The following is an 18,611-nucleotide window of genomic DNA, read 5'->3' as shown; positions in this document are numbered from 1 at the left end:
AGACGGGCCGGGTCAAGGCCGAACTGGTCGAGCAGGGGGGCCGGGTCGTGGCCGCAACTGCGCACGGCGTCGGCCAGGGACTGAACGAACCCGACCGATAGATCGCCCAGGCGCATCGGCAGCGGTTTCATCATTCTATAACCAGAGGTTCAGCAGTCGTGCACCGCTGCCAGGCTGGTCCGGGCTGGTCTGGCCGTTGCGGCTGATAAAGCCCTGGCCGGTGCTGTGCTTGTCCCAGAACTTGCCGCGCAAGAACACGGTGACGCCAGCGTTGGCGGTGCTGATGGGCAGGCTGCTGGTGAAGGTCAGGCGATGCCAGGCATCGCCCTCAGTGACTTCGCCGGGCTTGAGGCTGATTTCACTGGGCGTCGACACGCTTTTGTAACCGCCCCAGGGCTTGTCCCAAGTGGTTTTACCGACGATAAACGCGGGCACTGCGATCAGTTGCGCGCCTTTTTCGTTCAGCGTGCGGTAGTTCTCGGGGTACCAGCTGTCGCTGCCGATCAGGATGCCCAGGCGCCCGGCCGGGGTGTCGACCACATTCAGCTCATGATCGGGGCTGGGCTGGATATAGCTTTGTTCTTCATAGGTGGGTAGCAATTGGCGCTGCGGAGTGCCGATGGCGGCACCCTCGCGGTCAAACACCACGCTGCTGTTGTATAACGCGCCGGTGCCGACCAGCAGTTTGCCGTGTTCAATGCGCGGGTCGGGCAAGGCGATGCTGCCGGCCACCAGGGTGACCCCGAACTCTTTGGCCAGGCCGCCAAACAGGGTCTGGTAATCGTCGGCCATGCTGTTGGCTTTCATGCGCAGATGAGCATCGTTGACCCGGCTTTCGCCGTCAGCGCGCAACCACGCATTGGCAAAGGCCAGCGGGTTGCTGATGGCCAGCCAGTGCATCGCTTGATTGAGGTTGGCGGCTTGATACAGCTGGTTTTTTTCACCGCGAAACATCAACCAGGAACCGATATGTTCCGGCAGTACCACTACGGTTTTGCCGTTGATCAGCCCGGCATCGCGGGCGCTGTTCAAGTAGGCCGCCAGTTTCAGATGGACCAGCGCCAGGCTTTGGTAGTCGCGGGGTGACAGGTCGGGCTCGATGCCCAGCAGGTTGCCGCGATCATTATTCACACCCTCGTTAATCGCGAGTTCGATGCGCAAGTCAGAAAGGTAGTGGCCAACATCCCGTTGCGTGGTCCACCAGGCATAACCGCCTGCAGCAGCGAAGAGGGCAATCAGTAAGGTGCAGCCAATTATTTTGCGCATATAAATAAAACAGACAGCTTTCAGCGGAATTCAATCTACAGGGTAGGCGGCGGTTGTTGGCTTGCCAAGGGGTGCTGCGCATTTGGGTTAATAATTTGTAACTTTGGGTCATTGAGTGGGGTAGGTTGAGTCTTTACTGTGCCTCAGATCAACGACGGGAGCCGCAGAGCATCCCGCGTTCCGTGATTTCGCCCGTTGTGGAGCCTACTGATGACCGCCACTCGCTACCCGTACTTGCTCGCCCCGCTGGATCTGGGTTTTACCACTTTGCGCAACCGCAGCCTAATGGGCTCGATGCACACCGGCCTTGAAGAAAAGCCCGGTGGCTTTGAGCGCATGGCCGCCTACTTTGCCGAGCGTGCCCGCGGTGGCGTGGGCCTGATCGTCACGGGCGGCATTGCGCCCAACGACGAGGGTGGGGTGTACAGCGGTGCAGCCAAGCTGAGTACGGTGGAAGAGGCCGAAAAGCATGTGGTTGTGACCCGCGCAGTACACGATGCCGGCGGCAAGATCTGCCTGCAGATCCTCCACGCCGGGCGTTATGCCTACAGCCCGCGCCAGGTCGCGCCGAGTGCGATCCAGGCGCCGATCAACCCGTTCAAACCCAGGGAGCTGGATGAAGAGGGCATCGAAAAGCAGATCAGCGACTTCGTGACCTGCGCCAGCCTGGCGCAGAGTGCCGGCTATGACGGTGTCGAAATCATGGGGTCCGAGGGTTACCTGATTAACCAGTTCCTGGCGGCGCACACCAACCAGCGTACTGACCGTTGGGGTGGCAGCTACGAGAACCGCATGCGCCTGCCGGTGGAAATCGTGCGTCGCGTGCGCGAAGCCGTTGGCCCGAATTTCATCATTATCTATCGTCTGTCGATGCTCGATCTGGTGGCAGGCGGCAGCGTCTGGGAAGAGATCGTGCAACTGGCCAAGGCGGTCGAATCGGCCGGTGCGACCCTGATCAACACCGGTATTGGCTGGCATGAAGCGCGCATCCCGACCATCGCCACCAAAGTGCCCCGTGCCGCGTTCAGCAAAGTCACCGCCAAGCTGCGCGGTTCGGTGAGTGTGCCGCTGATCACCACCAACCGCATCAACACTCCGGAAATCGCCGAGCAGATCCTGGCCGAAGGCGATGCCGATATGGTGTCGATGGCGCGGCCATTCCTGGCTGATCCGGAGTTCGTCAACAAGGCGGCTGCCGGGCGCAGTGATGAGATCAACACCTGCATCGGCTGCAACCAGGCCTGCCTGGACCACACCTTCGGCGGCAAGCTGACCAGCTGCCTGGTCAACCCTCGTGCCTGCCATGAAACCGAACTCAATTATTTGCCGACCATCGCGGTGAAAAAAATCGCTGTGGTCGGTGCCGGCCCGGCCGGTCTCTCTGCGGCTAGCGTGGCGGCTGAGCGCGGGCATGAAGTGGTGCTGTTTGACGCAGCCAGCGAGATTGGCGGGCAGTTCAATGTGGCCAAGCGCATACCGGGCAAGGAAGAGTTCTTTGAAACCCTGCGTTACTTCAAGCGCAAACTGCAAACCACCGGTGTCGAGGTGTGTTTGAACACCCGGGTGGATGTGCAGCAACTGGTCGAAGGCAAGTTTGACGAAATCATCCTGGCCACAGGCATCGCACCGCGCACGCCGGCGATCCCGGGTATCGACCACCCCAAGGTACTCAGCTATCTGGACGTGATCCTGCAACGCAAGCCGGTGGGCGCCAGGGTCGCAGTGATTGGCGCGGGCGGTATTGGTTTTGATGTCTCGGAGTTTCTGGTGCACCAGGGGGTGTCTACCAGCCAGGATCGTGAAGCGTTCTGGAAAGAGTGGGGCATCGACACCGAGCTTGAGGCTCGCGGCGGTGTGGCCGGGATCAAGCCTCAGGTGCATGCCCCGGCGCGTCAGGTGTACTTGCTGCAACGCAAGGCCAGCAAGGTGGGTGACGGGCTGGGCAAGACCACTGGCTGGATCCATCGCGCCGGGCTGAAAAACAAGCAGGTGCAGATGCTCAACAGCGTGGAATACCTGAGCATCGACGATGCCGGTTTGCATGTGCGTATTGGCGAGGGCGAGCCGCAGGTATTGCCTGTAGACAATATTGTGATTTGCGCGGGGCAGGATCCGTTGCGTGAGTTGCAGGATGGCCTGGTTGCAGCGGGGCAGAGCGTGCATTTGATCGGCGGTGCCGATGTGGCGGCGGAACTGGATGCCAAGCGTGCGATTGATCAGGGGTCGAGATTGGCGGCGCAGCTGTAAAGCGCCCTCACCCTAACCCTCTCCCGGAGGGAGAGGGGACTGATTTGTGGCGTTGCGAAGATCTGCTTTGGCCTTTGGCCCCCTCTCCCTTTGGGAGAGGGTTGGGGTGAGGGGCTTTGCTCTTAATGCACGATCTGGGCTAAAAACGCCTTGGCCCGCGGGCTTTTCGGGGCGTTGAAAAACTCTTCGGGCGGCGAGTCTTCAATCACCATGCCGCCATCCAGGAACAACACCCGCTCCGCCACCTGCCGGGCAAAACCCATTTCATGGGTCACGCACAACATGGTCATGCCACTGCCCGCCAGGTTGACCATCACATCCAGCACTTCGCTGACCATTTCCGGGTCCAGCGCCGAAGTCGGCTCATCGAACAACATGATTTTCGGCTCCATGCACAACGCCCGGGCAATGGCCACACGTTGCTGCTGGCCGCCGGACAACTGGCTCGGGTATTTATCAGCCTGGCTGGCAATGCCAACCTTGGTCAAAAAATGCTGGGCCAGTTCGATGGCTTTCTTGCGCGACAGGCCGCGCACCGACATCGGCGCCAGGATGCAGTTGTCGAGCACACTCATGTGCGGGAACAGGTTGAAATGCTGGAACACCATACCGATCTCGCTGCGCACTTTCGCCGCTTCACGGGTTGGCAGTGCCAGGTCGGTGTCGTTGATCAGGATGCGACCCTGCTCGGCGATTTCCAGGCGGTTGATGCAGCGGATCAGCGTCGACTTGCCAGAGCCGGACGGGCCGCACAGCACAATGCGTTCACCTTCGCGCACCTTCAGGTCGATGCCCTTGAGCACGTGAAAAGCGCTGTAATATTTGTTCAGCCCGGCGATATCCACGACGACCTTGCGGGTGTCAGTGACTGGCGACACAGGATGAACGTAAGCAGGTTGTGCAAGCATGGTGTGTCTCCAGTGATCAGTGAAAACGCTCGGCGCTGTAGGGCGCAGGGTCGGTGAAAGGTTTTTCCCCGGTCATCATTTCGGCCAGCAGACGCCCGCTGACCGGGCCCAGGGTCAGGCCATGATGGGCATGGCCAAAGTTGAACCACAGGCCCTTGTGGCGGCTGCCAGGGCCAATCACCGGGCACATATCCGGCAGGCACGGGCGCCGGCCCAGCCAGGGTTCGGCATCCACACGCTCACCCAACGGGTACAGGCGTTGGGCGCGCTCCTCGCAGCGGCGCAACTGGATTTCGTTGATCGGGTCATCGCTGTCGGCAAATTCGATCCCGGTGGTCAGGCGAATACCGCCCACCATCGGTGCCAGCACATAACCGCCCACCGAATCCAGAATCGGGTGCTGCATGGTGTGGCCGTCTTTGGCCGCGTAATGCATGTGATAGCCGCGCTTGATTGCCAGGGGAATGCGATAGCCCAGCGGTTCGAAAATCGCCCGTGCTTGCGGGCCGAGGGCAATCACCACTTCGTTGCCGACGATCAGGCCCTTCTGGCTCTCGACCTGCCATTGTCCGGCCGTTGCCCGCAGGCTGGTGGCGTCACCGATGACAAAGGTGCCTCCACGCTTTACAAACAATTCGGCATAACCCCGGGTCAGGCCGCCCGGGTCACTGACGGTCTTGGGATCGAGCCAGTGAATGCCTCCGATCACATCGTTATGCAGGCCCGGCTCCAGGGCGTGCACCTGCTGTTCGCCCAGTACCCGGTAGTTGAGCCTGTAGTCGCTCAGAGCCGCCGCATCGCGTTGGGCCTTGTCGAAGTCGGTCTGGGTGCGATAGACCTCGATCCAGCCGCTGTCATCGATCAGCGCAGTCACCCCGGCGGGCTCGGCCAGCAAGTCGTGTTCGCTGACGCATTGTTCAATCAGCGGCAGCATGGCCCGGGTGGCCCTGGCCAGCGCCTTGGGAGCGGATTGCTGCCAGTACTTCAACAGCCACGGCCCGGCCTTGGGCAGGTGCTTGAGGCTGTAGCGCACGTCCGATTGCTGGTTGAGGCCATAGCGCAACAGGCGCGAAATTTCCCGCGGGAACGAATAGGGGATCACGCTGGCGCGCTCGATCAACCCGGCATTGCCGTGGCTGGTGCCGCTGCCTGGCTGGGCGCGGTCAAGCAGCACGACGCTGCGCCCACGAGCCTGGAGTTGCAACGCGGTACTGACGCCGACAATGCCGGCGCCCAGAACGATAGTGTCGCAGTGCATAAACAAATCCTTAAAACAGGGGGCCGTGTGCGCAGCCCGGGCAATGGGCTTACTGCAAATGGCGGCCGAGGCGGCCTTCGATCAGTTTCAGGCTGCGACGCACCACTTCCACGATCAGCAGATACAGCACGGCGGCCCACAGGTAGACCTGAAAGTCGAAACTGCGCGAAAACGCCATCTTGGTCACGCCCATCAGGTCGTAAATGGTTACCAGCGAGGCAATCGCACTGGCCTTGATCATCAGGATCAGTTCATTGCCCAGCGGGCCGATGGCCACCAGCAACGATTGCGGCAGAATGATCTTGCGAAAGGCGGTCCAGCGCGACAGGTTCAGCGCTTTGCAGGCCTCACGCTGGCCCTGGGCCACGGAGAGGATACTGCCGCGCAGGATCTCGGCCTGGTACGCCGCCGTGTTGAGGGTGAAAGCCAGCAGGGTGCAGAACCACGCATCGCGGAAAAACCACCACAGGCCCACGTCCTGCCAGAAACCCTTGAACGAGCCGAGGCCGTAGTACAGCAAAAACAGTTGCGCCAGCAGCGGTGAACCGCGGAAAAAGTACACGTAGGCACCGGTAAAACTGCGCAAGAAGCGGTTACTCGACAAACGCCCCAGGGCAATCAGCAAGCCGAGCAAAGCCCCCAGGGTAAAGGAAATCGCCACCAGTTTGCCGGTGACCAGCAGCCCGTCGATAAACCGTGGGCCGTAGCGTTCCAGCAGGTCGGGATTGAGAAACATGTTTTGCAGATCCGCCAGACTCATGGCTGCGCGCTCCGTTGATGGCGGCTGAAGTAGCGTTCAAGGAAGGCGAACAGACGCCCGGAAATCGCCGAGAAAAACAGATAGCCCAGGCAGGCGACGGTGTAGAACAGCATCGGCTCTTTGGTCACGCTGACCGCCAGGTTGGTCTGGCGCATCAGGTCCACCAGGGAAATGGTCGACACCAGCGAGGTGTCCTTGAGCAGCGACAGCCAGTTGTTCGACAGCCCCGGCAGGGCGATGCGTGCCAGTTGTGGCAGTACCACCTTGCGAAAGGTGGTGAATTTGCTCAGGCCCAGTGCCGAGGCCGCTTCGAACTGGCCCTTGGGAATGGTTTTAAACGCACCTAGCCAGATCTCGCTCGAGAAGGCGGCAAATACCAGGCTGAAAGCCACCATCGCAGCGACGAAGGTATTGATCGTCACCTGCGCGTCGTAGCCCATCATGGCGAGCAGCTTTTGTGCGGCGATCTGGCAGCCGTAATAAATGATCAGCAGGGTCAGCAGTTCCGGCAAACCACGAAATACCGTGGAAAAAGTGGTTGCCCACGCCCGCAGCCAACGGTTTTTCGAGCGTGCCGCCACCGCCACGGCCAGGCCCAGGGGCAAGCCGATAGGCAGGCAGCTCAAGGCCAGGGCAATGGTCACCAGCGCGCCGGCGAGCAACGCCGAGCCCCAGCCGCCACTGGCAAAAGAAAGAAGTGAGAGTTGATCGAGCATGCTCGAATCCCCGGGCAAAAGTGGGCCGAAATTCAGCCACTGCGCACGTTACGTGCGCAGGGCAGGGTCATTGGCAGGGAGGCCCTCAAGCGAGGGCAGGCGACTCAGTAAATGTCGAAGTCGAAGTACTTGCTGCTGATCTTTTTATAGGTGCCGTCAGCCACGATTTCGTCCAGCGCCTTGTTGAAGCGCTCGCGCAGCACGGTATCGCTCTGGCGTACGGCAATGGCGGCGTCGGCATTGGTGCCGTTGACGTCACCGATGATTTTGCAGCAGTCGTCGCTGGCCTTGTTGATCCATTCCAGCAGCGGGAATTTGTCGGCAATCACCGCATCGACACGACCGTTTTTCAGCTCGGCGTTGGCCTCGTCCAGGGTCGGGTACAGGTTGAGCTTGGCGCCGGCTTTTTCGTAGTGGTCTTCGGCGTAGATGCCCTGGGTTGCAGCGCCCTGGGCACCGATGGTGCGGCCCTTGAAGTCGATCTGCGCATCGGTGATATCAGAGTCTTTAGGCACGGCGATCGACAGCGGGGTGCGGTAGTAGTGATTGGTAAACGCGATCTTCTTTTTGCGTTCATCGGTCACGATTATCGACGCGACGATGGCGTCGTATTTTTTCGCCATCAGCCCCGGGATAATACCGTCCCAGTCCTGGGCAACGATCTTGCATTGCGCGTTCATGCGCTCGCACAGGGCATTGGTGATGTCGACGTCAAAGCCGGACACCGTGCCGTCCGAGTTGGTGGTGTTGAAGGGAGGGTAGGCGCCTTCGGTGGCGATAGTCAGCGTGTCGGCCTGAGCGTTGGCTGCAACGGCGGCCATCAGTGCGCATGCACTTGCAAAGCGAATGACGTATTTCATCTAGCACCTCGTTTTATTGTTTTGATCCGGGTGAGGATGTGTAGCCCACGAACTCATTGTGTAAGGCCGCGGTTGCCTCAAGACGCTTTTCAACGTCAGGCCCCAGTTGTTTGCACACTTCATTGATCAGCAAATGCACCAGCGACAGCATGGCCGCGGTGGACTCCCAGAACAGGTTGAACTCGGTGGGCACGCGAAACACTTCATTGGCGCTCTGGTCGGCCCAGTCGCAGAAGGTATCGGTGACCAGCGTGACTTCGATACCGGCCTCGCGTGCCTTGCGGCACAACAACTGGGCGTGGCGCGAGTAGCGACGGGCTTCAAACACCACCAGGGCGCAGTCTGCGGGCGGGCACAGCAGTACATCGGCGTAATGCCCGGCGGCGCCGTCGACCAGCTGCACGCCATCGCGCAGGTATTGCAGTAAATGCACCATCGAGGCGGCGATTCCGCGCTCGGTCTGGAAGCCTGCGACAAACACCTTGCGCCGCGTGGCCAGGCGCTGGCTGACGGCACGCCATTGCGGGGTGAGGCTGTATTCGTAGACCTTGACCAGCGCCCCGACTTCCAGCTCGAAGCTGCGCGGCAGGGCCTGCGGGCTCTGGCTCGACTGCTGGCGGAATTCTTGCAAGCGATCACCGACTAGCCACGGGCCATCGCCCAGGTCGTCCTTGAGATCGTTTTTCAAATCCTTGAAATGGCTGTAGCCCAGGGCACGGCAAAAACGCCCCACACTGGACTCGCTGACCCCCAGTTTGCTGGCGATGTCGGCGGCGGTCTGAAAGGGCAGCTCGTAGAGATTGGCCAGCATGTAGCTGGCAATCGCCCGGCCCGAGGGGGCGGCGGTTGACAGACTGCTTTCAAGGCGTTGTTTAATCGGCTGGCTCACGACTGCTTCCTGTTTTTATTTCAGCGCGTTGCAGAAAGTGAATGTTTTCTGTCACTAAGTCAACAATTGACAGAGAACTGTCATCGAAGGATAGTTTGCCTCAGACAAAAATAATCAGACTGGAGCCCCAGAATGTCATCCACGCAGTCGCTTTCCCTCGCCGAATTGACCGCTTTGCTGCAACGGATTTTTGAGCGTCATGGCACCTCGCCGAAGGTTGCCGGGGTACTGGCGGACAACTGCGCCCGGGCGCAGCGCGATGGTTCCTATAGCCATGGGGTATTCCGCATTCCGGGTTATCTGTCATCACTGGCCAGCAACTGGGTCAATGGCCAGGCGGTGCCGGTTGTAGAAGACGTTGCCAGCGGGTTTATCCGCGTGGATGCGGCGGGGGGCTTTGCCCAGCCTGCATTGGCGGCCGCCCGCGAGTTGCTGGTGGCAAAAGCCCGCAGTGCCGGGATTGCGGTGCTGGCGATTCGTAACTCCCATCACTTCGCGGCACTTTGGCCGGATGTCGAGCCGTTTGCCGAAGAAGGCCTGGTGGCCTTGAGCGTGGTCAACAGCATGACCTGCGTAGTGCCTCACGGTGCACAAAAACCGTTGTTTGGCACCAACCCGATTGCCTTTGCCGCACCCTGTGCTGATGGCAATCCGATCGTATTCGACCTGGCCACCAGTGCGATTGCCCACGGCGACGTGCAAATTGCCGCTCGTAAAGGCCACTCGTTGCCTGCCGGCATGGGCGTAGACAAGCAGGGTGAGCCCACTGAAGACCCGAAAGCCATCCTCGACGGCGGCGCTTTGCTGCCCTTTGGCGGGCACAAGGGCTCGGCGCTGTCGATGATGGTCGAGTTGCTGGCGGCGGCGCTGACGGGGGGTAATTTTTCGTTTGAGTTTGACTGGTCGAAACACCCGGGTGCACAAACCCCGTGGACCGGCCAATTGCTGATCGTGATCGACCCGAGCAAATCTGGCGGCAACAGCTTTGCCCAGCGCAGCGCAGAACTGGTGCGGCAGATGCATGCAGTAGGGCTTGAGCGCATGCCGGGTGACCGGCGCTTTATCGAGCGGGCCAAATCGTTGAGCGAAGGCATCCCGCTGGGGGCTGAAGAACTGGCCAAATTGCGTGAGTTGGCGGGGTAACTGCGCCAAGGATCCGTTTGGTAAACGCCGCTAAACCTGTGGGAGCGGGCTTGCTCGCGATAGCATCACCGCGGTTTGCCAGATAACCGGCGTGGCCTGCATCGCGAGCAAGCCCGCTCCCACAATCCACCTGCGCGCATCAGGTTTGGGGAGTGGCTTACAACGCCAGAAACTGCCGTATCAGATTGGGCGTACACCCCGTCCAGCGTTTCAGGGCGCGGCGAAAGTTCGCCGGGTCGTTGAAGTTCAGGTACTCGGCCACCGCTTCATTGCTCAGCCCCTTGATCTGGTAAAGATACAGCGCCATATGCTTGCGCGCCTGATCCTGCTGGGCCTGAAAGTGGGTGCCGTGCTTGTTCAGCTTGCGCTTGAGGGTGGCCTGGCTCACCGAAAAATACTGCGCGGCCTGCTCAAGGCCCGGAGCCTCCCGGGCATTGTTGCGCAAGTACACATACAGCCGGTCAAGCAGGCTGGCGCGAAAGCCCAGGCTGTGCAACTGCTCCTGTGCCTGTTGATAGGCCACTTGGCGGGCAATGGCCGAGGCATTCGGCCAGGGCCGGGTCAGGTATTCACGGGGCAGGCGCATCATGTCCAGCTGGCAGCCAAACTGGGTGTTCTCCCCCAGATGTACCCAGTACTGCTCCACATAATGCGGCTCGGCATGGCTGAAACTGCACTCCCACGGCAGGCGCTCGCCACTGAGCCACTGACTCATGGCCATCAGCGCCGTCATACTGGCCTCCAGTACAAAACGCAATTGCTCCTGGGCCCCACAACTGTCGAGCCAGTACACATAGGCGTATTTGTCGTCCAGCAACAGCCGCGGGGTGAGCAAGGGGCTGAGCAGGGCGCGGTGATGGATCAGAGTTTCCAGGGCCTGCTGCAGGTTCTGTGCCTGCTGCAGGGCGTGGCTGGCCGGGCCGTAATGCCCCGGCCACAGGCGCTGGCCAAACAGAAAACTGCTGTCATCGGCTTCGAGTAAGCGTTGTGCATTGGCGATCAGGGTAAAACACTGCTGGGGGCTGAGACGCGTGTGCCCGGCGACGATGTCCTCGTAAAACAGCCCGGTACCGCGCAGCAGGCGATGGCTGTCGATATCCCGCGACAACGCCAGATCAATCAGGGTCGCAGGTTGATAGTGCCCGGCAATAAAGCGGCTGTCGGCTTCGTACCAGCGGCTGTCCAGGGTCATGCGCGTTTGCTCCGTGGCGGCTTGGCCCGCACCAGTGTCAGGTTCAGGCGCTTGAGCAGCTCATCGGGCGCTTCGTTGACGGCCATCACCACCGCGGTACTGGCCGACAGATACACCCGTTCACCCTGTTGGCGGGTTTTGTGGGCCAGGCTCTGCACCGCCTGCTGCAGTTCCAGCGCCAGCAGTCGGGCCTGACTCTCGCCGGTATTGGGCAACAGCACCACAAAACGGTCACCGGCCAGCCTGCAGAGCAGATCGTGGCGACGCAGGTTGAGCAGCAGCAACTGGCTGAGGGCCTGCAACACGGCATCACCTTCGGCGTGGCCGTAATGCTGGTTAATGGACGTGAAATCGTCGATATCCAGCGCCAGCAGTGACAGCGGCTGTTGCTGCTCGACGCTTTGCGCCAGGCAGTCGCTGACCTGGTGCTTGAGGTAACCGGCGCCGCCCAGGGGGGTGAGTTTGTCGAACAGCCGGTGCTCGCGAAATACCCGCTCGCGCTTCTCCATCTGTTGATTGATAGCCTGCTGCTCGCGGTGCCAATGAAACAGGCCGATGGTCAGCAGAATCATGCCGACGGGCATGGGTGCCGACTCCATCCAGTGATCCCAGCCAATATGTTTGGGCAGGCGGATAAACTCGTCGAGCACATCCACCCACCAGGAAAAAAACATAAAGCACAGGCCGTACGCCAGGTAGTTGGTGACCCTCCCGGTGGGTCGGCTTTTAAGCACCAGCCCCAGCCAGAACAGCATAAACAGGGCGGTGCCGCCTTCGCCGAAGATATCCAGCCAGTGCCATTCGCTGAAGGCCTTGGGGGTACCGAATGCCAGGTTGAGCAGTACCGCGGCATTGGCAGCCAGCAGCAGTAAACCAAGCTTGTAGCGATGGTGTTTAAGGACGTTTAACCAAGTCATCACAGTTCTACCCAAACCTATTGCCGGTCAGCAGAGCAGAGCGGTGTGACAACTGTATGACGGGGCTTGCGGGTCGAATCAGCTCAGGTGTGCTGTGCAAAAAAGATAAACGTAAGCCCGTGGTTGCCCCCGATTTCGTAGCAGCTGCCGAAGGAACGAGGCTGCGTTCGATTGCGCAGCAATCGTAAATGCGGGGTGTCGGACTGACCTTAAATACCGCACAACCTGATTTTACGACGACTCCGTCGTCGAACGCAGCCTCGTTCCTTCGGCAGCTGCTACGGGGGGCGATCCTTTCGTAATCAGGTCAAATCAGCTCATTTACCCCTTTATCACTGCTTGAAACCTTTTGTTTCGGGCGTTTCGCCGAACACTGTCACAGCGCTGTCATCCGCCGACCCTAGCTTTCGCTCCCAAGTTGTCGGGCCATTTGCCCGGCCTGACGTGCGATTTTGGGGGAGCACCAACATGTACAAGTGTCGCAGCAAGGCGCAGTGGGTCGGCTTTACGGTCAGTGCATTGGCCCTGGCAATCGCCAGCGAACGTTTGAGCGCCGCCGAAACATCGGCCATCGGTGCCACTGAACACGTCGAGGTAGTCGGTCAGGCCGTCAGCCTGGACAAGGCACTCAAGCAACAACGCAACTCGGACACCATCGAAAGCGTGGTGCATGCCGATGGCGTGGCGCAGTTGCCCGACGCCAACGTGGCCGAGGCGGTACAGCGCCTGCCCGGTATCAGCATTGAGCGCGACCAGGGCGAAGGCCGCTTTGTCAGCGTGCGTGGCCTGGGCCCGGACCTCAACAGCGTGACCATCAATGGCACCCTGGTGCCTTCCCCGGAAAGCGCCCGCCGCGCCGTGGCCCTGGACGTCTTGCCCTCGGAACTGGTGCAGTCGCTGTCGGTGATCAAGACCCTGACCCCGGATATGGACGCCAACTCCCTGGGTGGCACGGTAGACGTACAAAGCCTCTCGGCCTTCGACCATGACGGCCTGTTTTTCACCGGCAGCACCGAGGCCGGGTACAACAAGAACAGCCACAAGACCAGCCCCAAGGTGTCGGGCGCCATCAGCGACCGTTTCAGCCTGGGTGACGGTGTCGACAACTTCGGTGTGGCCGCAGCCCTGAGCTGGAACAAGCGCGACTTTCGCTCCGACAACGTCGAAACCGGCGGCGACTGGGATTTCACCGATGGCGCCCGTCTGAACAGCTTTGAACAGCGTGTTTACGAGATCAGCCGCGAGCGTGCCGGTGGTGGCCTCAACTTTGATTACAAGCCCGACGACGACACCAGTCTGTACCTGCGCACCCTGTACAGCCGCTTTGAAGACAACGAAACCCGCAACTCCACCGCCTTTGAATTCTCCGACCCCCAGGCCGAAGGCGAGGTGGGCAAAACCAAGACCAAGCGCAAGCTCAAGCAGCGCGAGGAAACCCAGGAAATCCAGTCCTACGTATTCGGCGGCGAACGCACCATGGGCCTGTGGACCCTCAGCGGGCAGGCCGGTTACAGCGAGTCCAGCGAAGACAATCCGGGGGGCATCGCCGGCGCAACGTTCAAGGGCAGTTCCAGCATTGGCAACGGCGGTTTCTACGACACCGAAAAGCCCCGGCCGATCATCGGCGCAGGCTTTTATGACCCCAACAACTTCAGCCTGGACAAGGTGGATTGGCAAGAGCAGCACACCAAGGACACCGAGAAAAATATCCGCCTGGACCTGGCCCGCGACTACGACGTGCAGGGCTATGCCTCCCAGGTCAAGTTTGGCGGCAAGGTCAGCCGGCGCAACAAGGACAACGACCTCAATGCCTGGACCTACAAGGACTTCTCCGACCTGGGCTTCAGCGACGAGCAACTGAGCCTCAATGCGTTCAACAAGGGCAACCTGCACTACAACCTTGGCCAGTACGGCCCGGGCATCAGCGGCGGGGCGATCAAGGACCTGATCGGTGGCCTCAACCGCGACGACTTCTACAACGAGCAGGACTCGCGGGCCAATGACTTCAAGATGCGCGAAGACATCAATGCTGCGTATCTGATGAATACCGTCGATATCGATGACTGGCGCTTTATTGCCGGCCTGCGCTACGAGGGCACCGAGTTCGAGGCCAAGGGTACGGGCGTGCGCGATGGCGTCTTTGCAGACCAGGACACCCAGCGCGATTACCACCACTGGCTGCCGGGCCTGCATGCGCGCTATCAGTTGGCGAAAAACACCCAGGTGCGGGCGGCCTGGACCAACACCGTCGTGCGCCCGACCTTTGGCCAGCTAGCCCCGGGCTTTGTTATCGAAGATGACAAAGCCGAGTTCGGCAACCCCAATCTCAAGCCGCTGGAGTCGAGCAACTTCGACCTCGGCATTGAACACTTTATGGGGCAGGCGGGCACGGTGTCGGCGTTCCTCTTCTACAAAGACATTAAAAACTTCGTCTACAACAACGACCTGGCGGGAAGCGGCGAGTGGGTCGACTTCACCGAAGCTCACAGCTATGCCAACGGCGACAGGGCCAAGCTCTATGGTCTGGAACTGGCCTACTCGCAAAAATTCGACTGGCTGCCGTCACCCTGGAACGGTTTGATCCTGGGCGCCAACAGCACGTTCAGCCGCTCCAATGCCAGTATCAAGGGCGTTGACGCAGCGACCGGAGCCAGCCTCAAGCGCGATATCGATTTGCCCAACCAGTCCAAGACCGTCGGCAACCTGATGCTCGGCTGGGAAGACGACAAGCTGAGCCTGCGCCTGTCGGCCAACTACAAGTCGGACTACCTCTACGAACTGGCCGGGGTCAACGACAAGGCCCATGACACCTATGTCAATGCCCAGACCTTTGTCGACTTCAGTGCCCGCTACTCGCTGACCAAGAACCTGCAAGTCAAGTTCGACGCCCAGAACCTTACGGACCAGCCGTACTTCACGTACAGCGGCAACAGCCGCTTCAACAACCAGTACGAAGAATACGGCCCGACCTACTCACTGGGCCTGACCTACACCCATTTTTAAGGCGTCGATCTCCCCCCTTGTGGGAGCGAGCCTGCTCGCGAGGGCGGTAAGTGATGTTGAGACCTTCGCGAGCGGGCTCGCTCCCACTGAAGCGCCATTGTTTTTTTGAACAGAATTCAGGATTGATCACTCATGTTCACACGCAAACCCCGCCTCCTGCCCTTGCTGGCCTGCCTGACCGCAGGCAGCGTACAGGCAGCTACCGATATTGCTGCCCCGACATTGCAGCAATGGTCCACCAGCAAGGCCCAGGCCCTGAGCTTTTTACCCGGTAGCACAGGCGACGAGCGCCTGGCGGCAAGCAAGCGCGAAGGCCTGTTGTTGCTTGATAAACAGGGCAACACCCTGAGCCGGGTCCAGGGCGCCTTTGCCGGGCTGGACAGCCGCGCCCTGGGCGACCAGGTGCTGGTGGCCAGTAACGACAAGGACAAGCAGCAGGTTGCGCTGTTCAATCTCGACCCCAAGAGCCATCAATGGCAGGCGCCGTCCTATCTGCCCACCCGCGACTACGCGGTGAATGGCGTGTGCCTGTACCAGGACGACGCGAGCAATATCTACCTGTTTACCGTGGGCGAAGAGGGCAGGGGCGAGCAATGGCTGGTTGCCGCTGACAGCCGCCGTTTGCCGACGCCGCTGCTGGTGCGCAGCCTGCCCCTGCCGCCGCAGGCCAAGTTCTGCAAGGTCGATGACGCCGCGCAGAACCTGTTCGTCAACGAAGAGAATGTCGGTTGGTGGGCCTACCCGGCCCATGCCGAGGCCGACGTCGAGCGCGTGCCGGTGGCGATGGTCGAGCCATTTGGCAACGTAAAAAAATCCACCGGGGACATGGCCCTGGTGCCGGGCGGTATGCTCGGCCTCGATCCCGAGGCGGCACAACTGAATCTGTATCAGCAGCAGGGCAAGGGCTGGGCAGCCGTTGCCAGCTTGCCCCTGGCCGGGGTCCGCGAGCCGGAGCATCTGGCCCTGCGTCAGACGCCCCATGGCCTGCAACTGCTGGTGCAGGACGGTGCCAGCAGCAAAATGTACGAAGGCGCATTGGACTGGAAGGCCACCCCGGCCAGCCACCCCCCTGTGCTGGTCAGCGTAAAACCTGCGGTGCAAACCGACGTGGTGATGAGCCAGGGTGATGCCGCAGATGACCCGGCCATCTGGGTACACCCGAAAACCCCTGCGCTGAGCCGGGTACTGGGCACCAACAAGCAGCAGGGCCTTGAGGTATACGACCTGCAGGGCAAACGCGTGCAGCATCTGCCTGTGGGTCGCCTGAACAACGTCGATGTGCGCCCGGGCTTCGAGCTGGGCGGACGCACTGTGGATCTGGCCGTGGCAACCAATCGCGATCACAACAGCCTCAGCGTGTTCAGCATCGACCGCGCCACCGGCACCTTGCAGGAAGCGGGCGAGATTGCCACGCCGGTTACCGATATTTACGGCCTGTGCCTGTTCAAGGCCCCCACCGGCGAGATCTACAGTTTTACCAACGACAAGGACGGCACTTTTGTGCAGCACCGCTTGTACGCCAAGGGCGACAAGGTGCAGGGCGAGCTGGTGCGCCAGTTCAAGGTGGCCAGCCAACCCGAAGGCTGTGTAGCGGACGATCGCAACCAGCGGCTGTTCCTCGGTGAGGAGGATGTGGCGGTGTGGGCGCTGGATGCCCGGCCTGACCAACCGGCCACGCTCACCAGCGTGATCAGGGTGGGTGAACAGGTGCATGACGATATCGAAGGCATGGGCCTGTACCAGACCGACAAAGACAACTACCTGGTGATCTCCAGCCAGGGCAACGACAGCTATGTGGTGGTCGATGCCGAGCCGCCGTATGCCCTGCGCGGCGCGTTCCGGGTGGGGGTCAATGCGGCGGCGGGCATCGACGGCGCGTCGGAAACCGATGGCCTGGAAGTGACCTCGGCCAACCTCGGCGGCCCATGGCACAAAGGCATGCTGGTGGTTCAGGACGGTCGCAAACGCATGCCCGAGCAGGCGCAAAACTTCAAGTACATCCCTTGGGCTGAAGTGGCCAAGGCCCTGCACTTGCCATAACCCGGTCATTTAAGACGCTTATAAATACCCCTTTACTGGAGCAACAACATGCACGCAACCATGGAACATATGACGATCTGGGGCCTGATCAGCGACGCGAGTCTGCTGGTCAAGGGGGTGATGCTGATCCTGCTGCTGGCCTCGCTGTTGAGCTGGTTTCTGATTGTGCGCCGCAGCGCCATCCTGCGCCGTAGCGAGCGCGACATGGACAACTTTACCGGGCGCCTGCGTGGCCAGGGCGAACTCAACACCCTGTACCGCGAAAGCCGCGACGCCAGCCATGAAGATGCCGGTGCCGAGCAGGTGTTTGTCGCCGCATACAGTGAGTACGCCCAACTCAAGCAGCAGCCGGGTGTGGATGCCGAAGGCGTGATGCAAGGGGTGGAGCGGGCGCTGTATGTGGCCATCAGCGAGCAGGAGATCCGCCTGGAGAAAGGCCTGCAGTTTCTGGCGACCGTGGGCTCGGTGAGTCCCTATATCGGCCTCTTCGGTACCGTGTGGGGGATCATGAACTCCTTTATCGGCCTGTCCCAGGTGCAACAGGCGACCCTGTCCACCGTCGCCCCGGGCATCGCCGAAGCCCTGATCGCCACCGCCATCGGCCTGTTTGCCGCGATCCCGGCCGTGATCGCCTACAACCGTTTTTCGGCCCGTGGCCAGACCTTGCTGACCCGTTACTACAGCCTCGGCAATGAAGTGCAGATGCGCTTGTACCGCAGCCTGCATGCCGGTTCGCGGAACATGTCCGCCGTTGCTTGAAAGGGAGTTTCATCATGCTTGCTCGACCACAGCGCAAACACGGGCCCAAGGCCGAAATGAACGTAGTGCCTTACATCGACGTGATGCTGGTGCTGTTGGTGATCTTTATGGTGACCGCGCCGATGTTGACCCAGGGGGTGAAAATCGAACTGCCGAAAGTGGCCAGTGAAGCGCTGGTCAATGACAGCCAGCAAAAAATCCTCACTCTGTCGGTCAAGGCCGAAGGCGGCTACTACTGGAACCTGGGCAATGAGCTGGACACCAAGAACCAGACCGACAGCGCCGTCAGCCTTGAAGAGTTGCAGGCCAAGGTCGGCCAGGTGGTGGCGCAGGACAGCAACACCCAGGTGTATATCCGCGCCGACAACGAGGCGGGTTATGGCAGCGTGGTCAAGGCGATGGCGGCCCTGCAGCAAGGTGGCGTGAGCAACCTGGGGCTGGTGACCGAGGCGCCGCAATGAGTGCCGCGTTGATGCACGGCGAGCTGGCGCCTGCACAGCCGTTGCCCTGGACGCGGATGTGGCATAACAGCCAGGCGCTGGTGGTCAGCGTGGCTCTGCACAGCGCTGTGGTGGCGTTCCTGGTGCTGGGCTGGAGCATGGAGCAATCGCTGCCGGAGCCTGTGCCATCGACCCTGAAAACCCGGCTGGTGA

At 60.8% G+C, this 18,611-nt stretch carries 16 protein-coding genes and 1 pseudogene; 7 read left to right on the top strand and 10 right to left on the bottom strand.

Translation table 11 applies throughout. The features are described from left to right. Nucleotides 1-131: pseudogene (locus tag GHO42_RS23325) on the bottom strand (AraC family transcriptional regulator); the annotation flags it as partial. A gap of 4 nt (nt 132-135) precedes the next feature. Next, nucleotides 136-1,266, bottom strand: coding sequence for a carbon-nitrogen hydrolase family protein (locus GHO42_RS23320; RefSeq protein ID WP_095025746.1), 1,131 nt, complete (start codon nt 1,264-1,266; stop codon nt 136-138). Between the two features lie 210 nt (nt 1,267-1,476). Between GHO42_RS23320 and GHO42_RS23315 the strand changes: the two genes are divergently transcribed. Further along, the gene (locus GHO42_RS23315; RefSeq protein WP_153327630.1) at nt 1,477-3,513 is read left to right on the top strand and encodes an NADPH-dependent 2,4-dienoyl-CoA reductase; all 2,037 of its coding nucleotides are present in this window, start codon (nt 1,477-1,479) and stop codon (nt 3,511-3,513) included. Between the two features lie 122 nt (nt 3,514-3,635). Here the strand turns inward: GHO42_RS23315 and GHO42_RS23310 are convergent, their stop codons facing one another. From GHO42_RS23310 to GHO42_RS23285, 6 genes are all read right to left on the bottom strand, one after another. Then, the gene (locus tag GHO42_RS23310; RefSeq protein ID WP_095000605.1) at nt 3,636-4,421 is read right to left on the bottom strand and encodes an amino acid ABC transporter ATP-binding protein; all 786 of its coding nucleotides are present in this window, start codon (nt 4,419-4,421) and stop codon (nt 3,636-3,638) included. 16 nt (nt 4,422-4,437) lie between these two features. Further along, nucleotides 4,438-5,679, bottom strand: coding sequence for an FAD-binding oxidoreductase (locus GHO42_RS23305; RefSeq protein ID WP_153327628.1), 1,242 nt, complete (start codon nt 5,677-5,679; stop codon nt 4,438-4,440). A gap of 49 nt (nt 5,680-5,728) precedes the next feature. Further along, the gene (locus GHO42_RS23300) at nt 5,729-6,439 is read right to left on the bottom strand and encodes an ABC transporter permease (protein WP_016780525.1); all 711 of its coding nucleotides are present in this window, start codon (nt 6,437-6,439) and stop codon (nt 5,729-5,731) included. Further along, the gene (locus GHO42_RS23295) at nt 6,436-7,155 is read right to left on the bottom strand and encodes an ABC transporter permease (RefSeq protein ID WP_095039435.1); all 720 of its coding nucleotides are present in this window, start codon (nt 7,153-7,155) and stop codon (nt 6,436-6,438) included. Before GHO42_RS23295 ends, GHO42_RS23300 begins: the two co-directional genes overlap by 4 nt. A gap of 104 nt (nt 7,156-7,259) precedes the next feature. Continuing rightward, on the bottom strand, nt 7,260-8,015 hold the full coding sequence (locus GHO42_RS23290) for a transporter substrate-binding domain-containing protein (protein WP_153327627.1): 756 nt from the start codon (nt 8,013-8,015) through the stop codon (nt 7,260-7,262). A 13-nt stretch (nt 8,016-8,028) separates the two neighbouring features. Further along, on the bottom strand, nt 8,029-8,904 hold the full coding sequence (locus GHO42_RS23285; RefSeq protein WP_095000600.1) for a MurR/RpiR family transcriptional regulator: 876 nt from the start codon (nt 8,902-8,904) through the stop codon (nt 8,029-8,031). A 132-nt stretch (nt 8,905-9,036) separates the two neighbouring features. Between GHO42_RS23285 and GHO42_RS23280 the strand changes: the two genes are divergently transcribed. Next, nucleotides 9,037-10,047, top strand: a complete 1,011-nt coding sequence (locus tag GHO42_RS23280; RefSeq protein ID WP_153327625.1) for an Ldh family oxidoreductase — start codon at nt 9,037-9,039, stop codon at nt 10,045-10,047. A gap of 157 nt (nt 10,048-10,204) precedes the next feature. Here GHO42_RS23280 and GHO42_RS23275 read toward each other — a convergent pair whose 3' ends face one another. Together GHO42_RS23275 and GHO42_RS23270 are read right to left on the bottom strand one after the other, a co-directional pair. Then, the gene (locus GHO42_RS23275) at nt 10,205-11,239 is read right to left on the bottom strand and encodes an AraC family transcriptional regulator (RefSeq protein ID WP_153327623.1); all 1,035 of its coding nucleotides are present in this window, start codon (nt 11,237-11,239) and stop codon (nt 10,205-10,207) included. Beyond that, nucleotides 11,236-12,156, bottom strand: a complete 921-nt coding sequence (locus GHO42_RS23270) for a GGDEF domain-containing protein (protein WP_153327621.1) — start codon at nt 12,154-12,156, stop codon at nt 11,236-11,238. Before GHO42_RS23270 ends, GHO42_RS23275 begins: the two co-directional genes overlap by 4 nt. 468 nt (nt 12,157-12,624) lie before the next feature. On the opposite strand from GHO42_RS23270, the gene GHO42_RS23265 reads away from it, so the two are divergent. The 5 genes from GHO42_RS23265 to GHO42_RS23245 all read left to right on the top strand — a co-directional run. After that, nucleotides 12,625-15,159 carry a TonB-dependent receptor gene (locus GHO42_RS23265; protein WP_153327620.1) on the top strand — a complete coding sequence of 845 codons (2,535 nt, stop codon included), beginning with the start codon at nt 12,625-12,627 and terminating at the stop codon, nt 15,157-15,159. 132 nt (nt 15,160-15,291) lie between these two features. Then, entirely contained in the window at nt 15,292-17,199 is a 1,908-nt protein-coding gene (locus GHO42_RS23260) for a phytase (protein WP_153327617.1), read from the top strand. Nucleotides 17,200-17,247: 48 nt separating this feature from the next. Then, entirely contained in the window at nt 17,248-17,958 is a 711-nt protein-coding gene (gene tolQ, locus GHO42_RS23255; RefSeq protein ID WP_153327616.1) for a protein TolQ, read from the top strand. A 14-nt stretch (nt 17,959-17,972) separates the two neighbouring features. Beyond that, a complete protein-coding gene (tolR, locus tag GHO42_RS23250) occupies nt 17,973-18,419 on the top strand; it encodes a protein TolR (RefSeq protein ID WP_095021032.1) in 447 nt (148 codons plus the stop codon). After that, on the top strand, nt 18,416-18,611 hold a 196-nt coding region (locus GHO42_RS23245; RefSeq protein WP_178114948.1), incomplete at its 3' end, for a cell envelope integrity protein TolA. The genes tolR and GHO42_RS23245, both read left to right, overlap by 4 nt.

This window comes from Pseudomonas sp. FSL R10-0056 (genome assembly GCF_009600105.1).
GTDB classification, from domain to species: Bacteria; Pseudomonadota; Gammaproteobacteria; order Pseudomonadales; family Pseudomonadaceae; genus Aquipseudomonas; species Aquipseudomonas bubulae.
Note: the sequence above shows the minus strand (reverse complement) of the source record. Positions and strands in the feature narration are given on the sequence as shown.

Bases quoted from the DNA above. Each gene is read 5' to 3' on its own strand.
- GHO42_RS23320 (WP_095025746.1), bottom strand. From the start codon at position 1,266: ATGCGCAAAATAATTGGCTGCACCTTACTGATTGCCCTCTTCGCTGCT.
- GHO42_RS23315 (WP_153327630.1), top strand. From the start codon at position 1,477: ATGACCGCCACTCGCTACCCGTACTTGCTCGCCCCGCTGGATCTGGGT.
- GHO42_RS23310 (WP_095000605.1), bottom strand. From the start codon at position 4,421: ATGCTTGCACAACCTGCTTACGTTCATCCTGTGTCGCCAGTCACTGAC.
- GHO42_RS23305 (WP_153327628.1), bottom strand. From the start codon at position 5,679: ATGCACTGCGACACTATCGTTCTGGGCGCCGGCATTGTCGGCGTCAGT.
- GHO42_RS23300 (WP_016780525.1), bottom strand. From the start codon at position 6,439: ATGAGTCTGGCGGATCTGCAAAACATGTTTCTCAATCCCGACCTGCTG.
- GHO42_RS23295 (WP_095039435.1), bottom strand. From the start codon at position 7,155: ATGCTCGATCAACTCTCACTTCTTTCTTTTGCCAGTGGCGGCTGGGGC.
- GHO42_RS23290 (WP_153327627.1), bottom strand. From the start codon at position 8,015: ATGAAATACGTCATTCGCTTTGCAAGTGCATGCGCACTGATGGCCGCC.
- GHO42_RS23280 (WP_153327625.1), top strand. From the start codon at position 9,037: ATGTCATCCACGCAGTCGCTTTCCCTCGCCGAATTGACCGCTTTGCTG.
- GHO42_RS23275 (WP_153327623.1), bottom strand. From the start codon at position 11,239: ATGACCCTGGACAGCCGCTGGTACGAAGCCGACAGCCGCTTTATTGCC.
- GHO42_RS23270 (WP_153327621.1), bottom strand. From the start codon at position 12,156: ATGACTTGGTTAAACGTCCTTAAACACCATCGCTACAAGCTTGGTTTA.
- GHO42_RS23265 (WP_153327620.1), top strand. From the start codon at position 12,625: ATGTACAAGTGTCGCAGCAAGGCGCAGTGGGTCGGCTTTACGGTCAGT.
- GHO42_RS23260 (WP_153327617.1), top strand. From the start codon at position 15,292: ATGTTCACACGCAAACCCCGCCTCCTGCCCTTGCTGGCCTGCCTGACC.
- tolQ (WP_153327616.1), top strand. From the start codon at position 17,248: ATGCACGCAACCATGGAACATATGACGATCTGGGGCCTGATCAGCGAC.
- tolR (WP_095021032.1), top strand. From the start codon at position 17,973: ATGCTTGCTCGACCACAGCGCAAACACGGGCCCAAGGCCGAAATGAAC.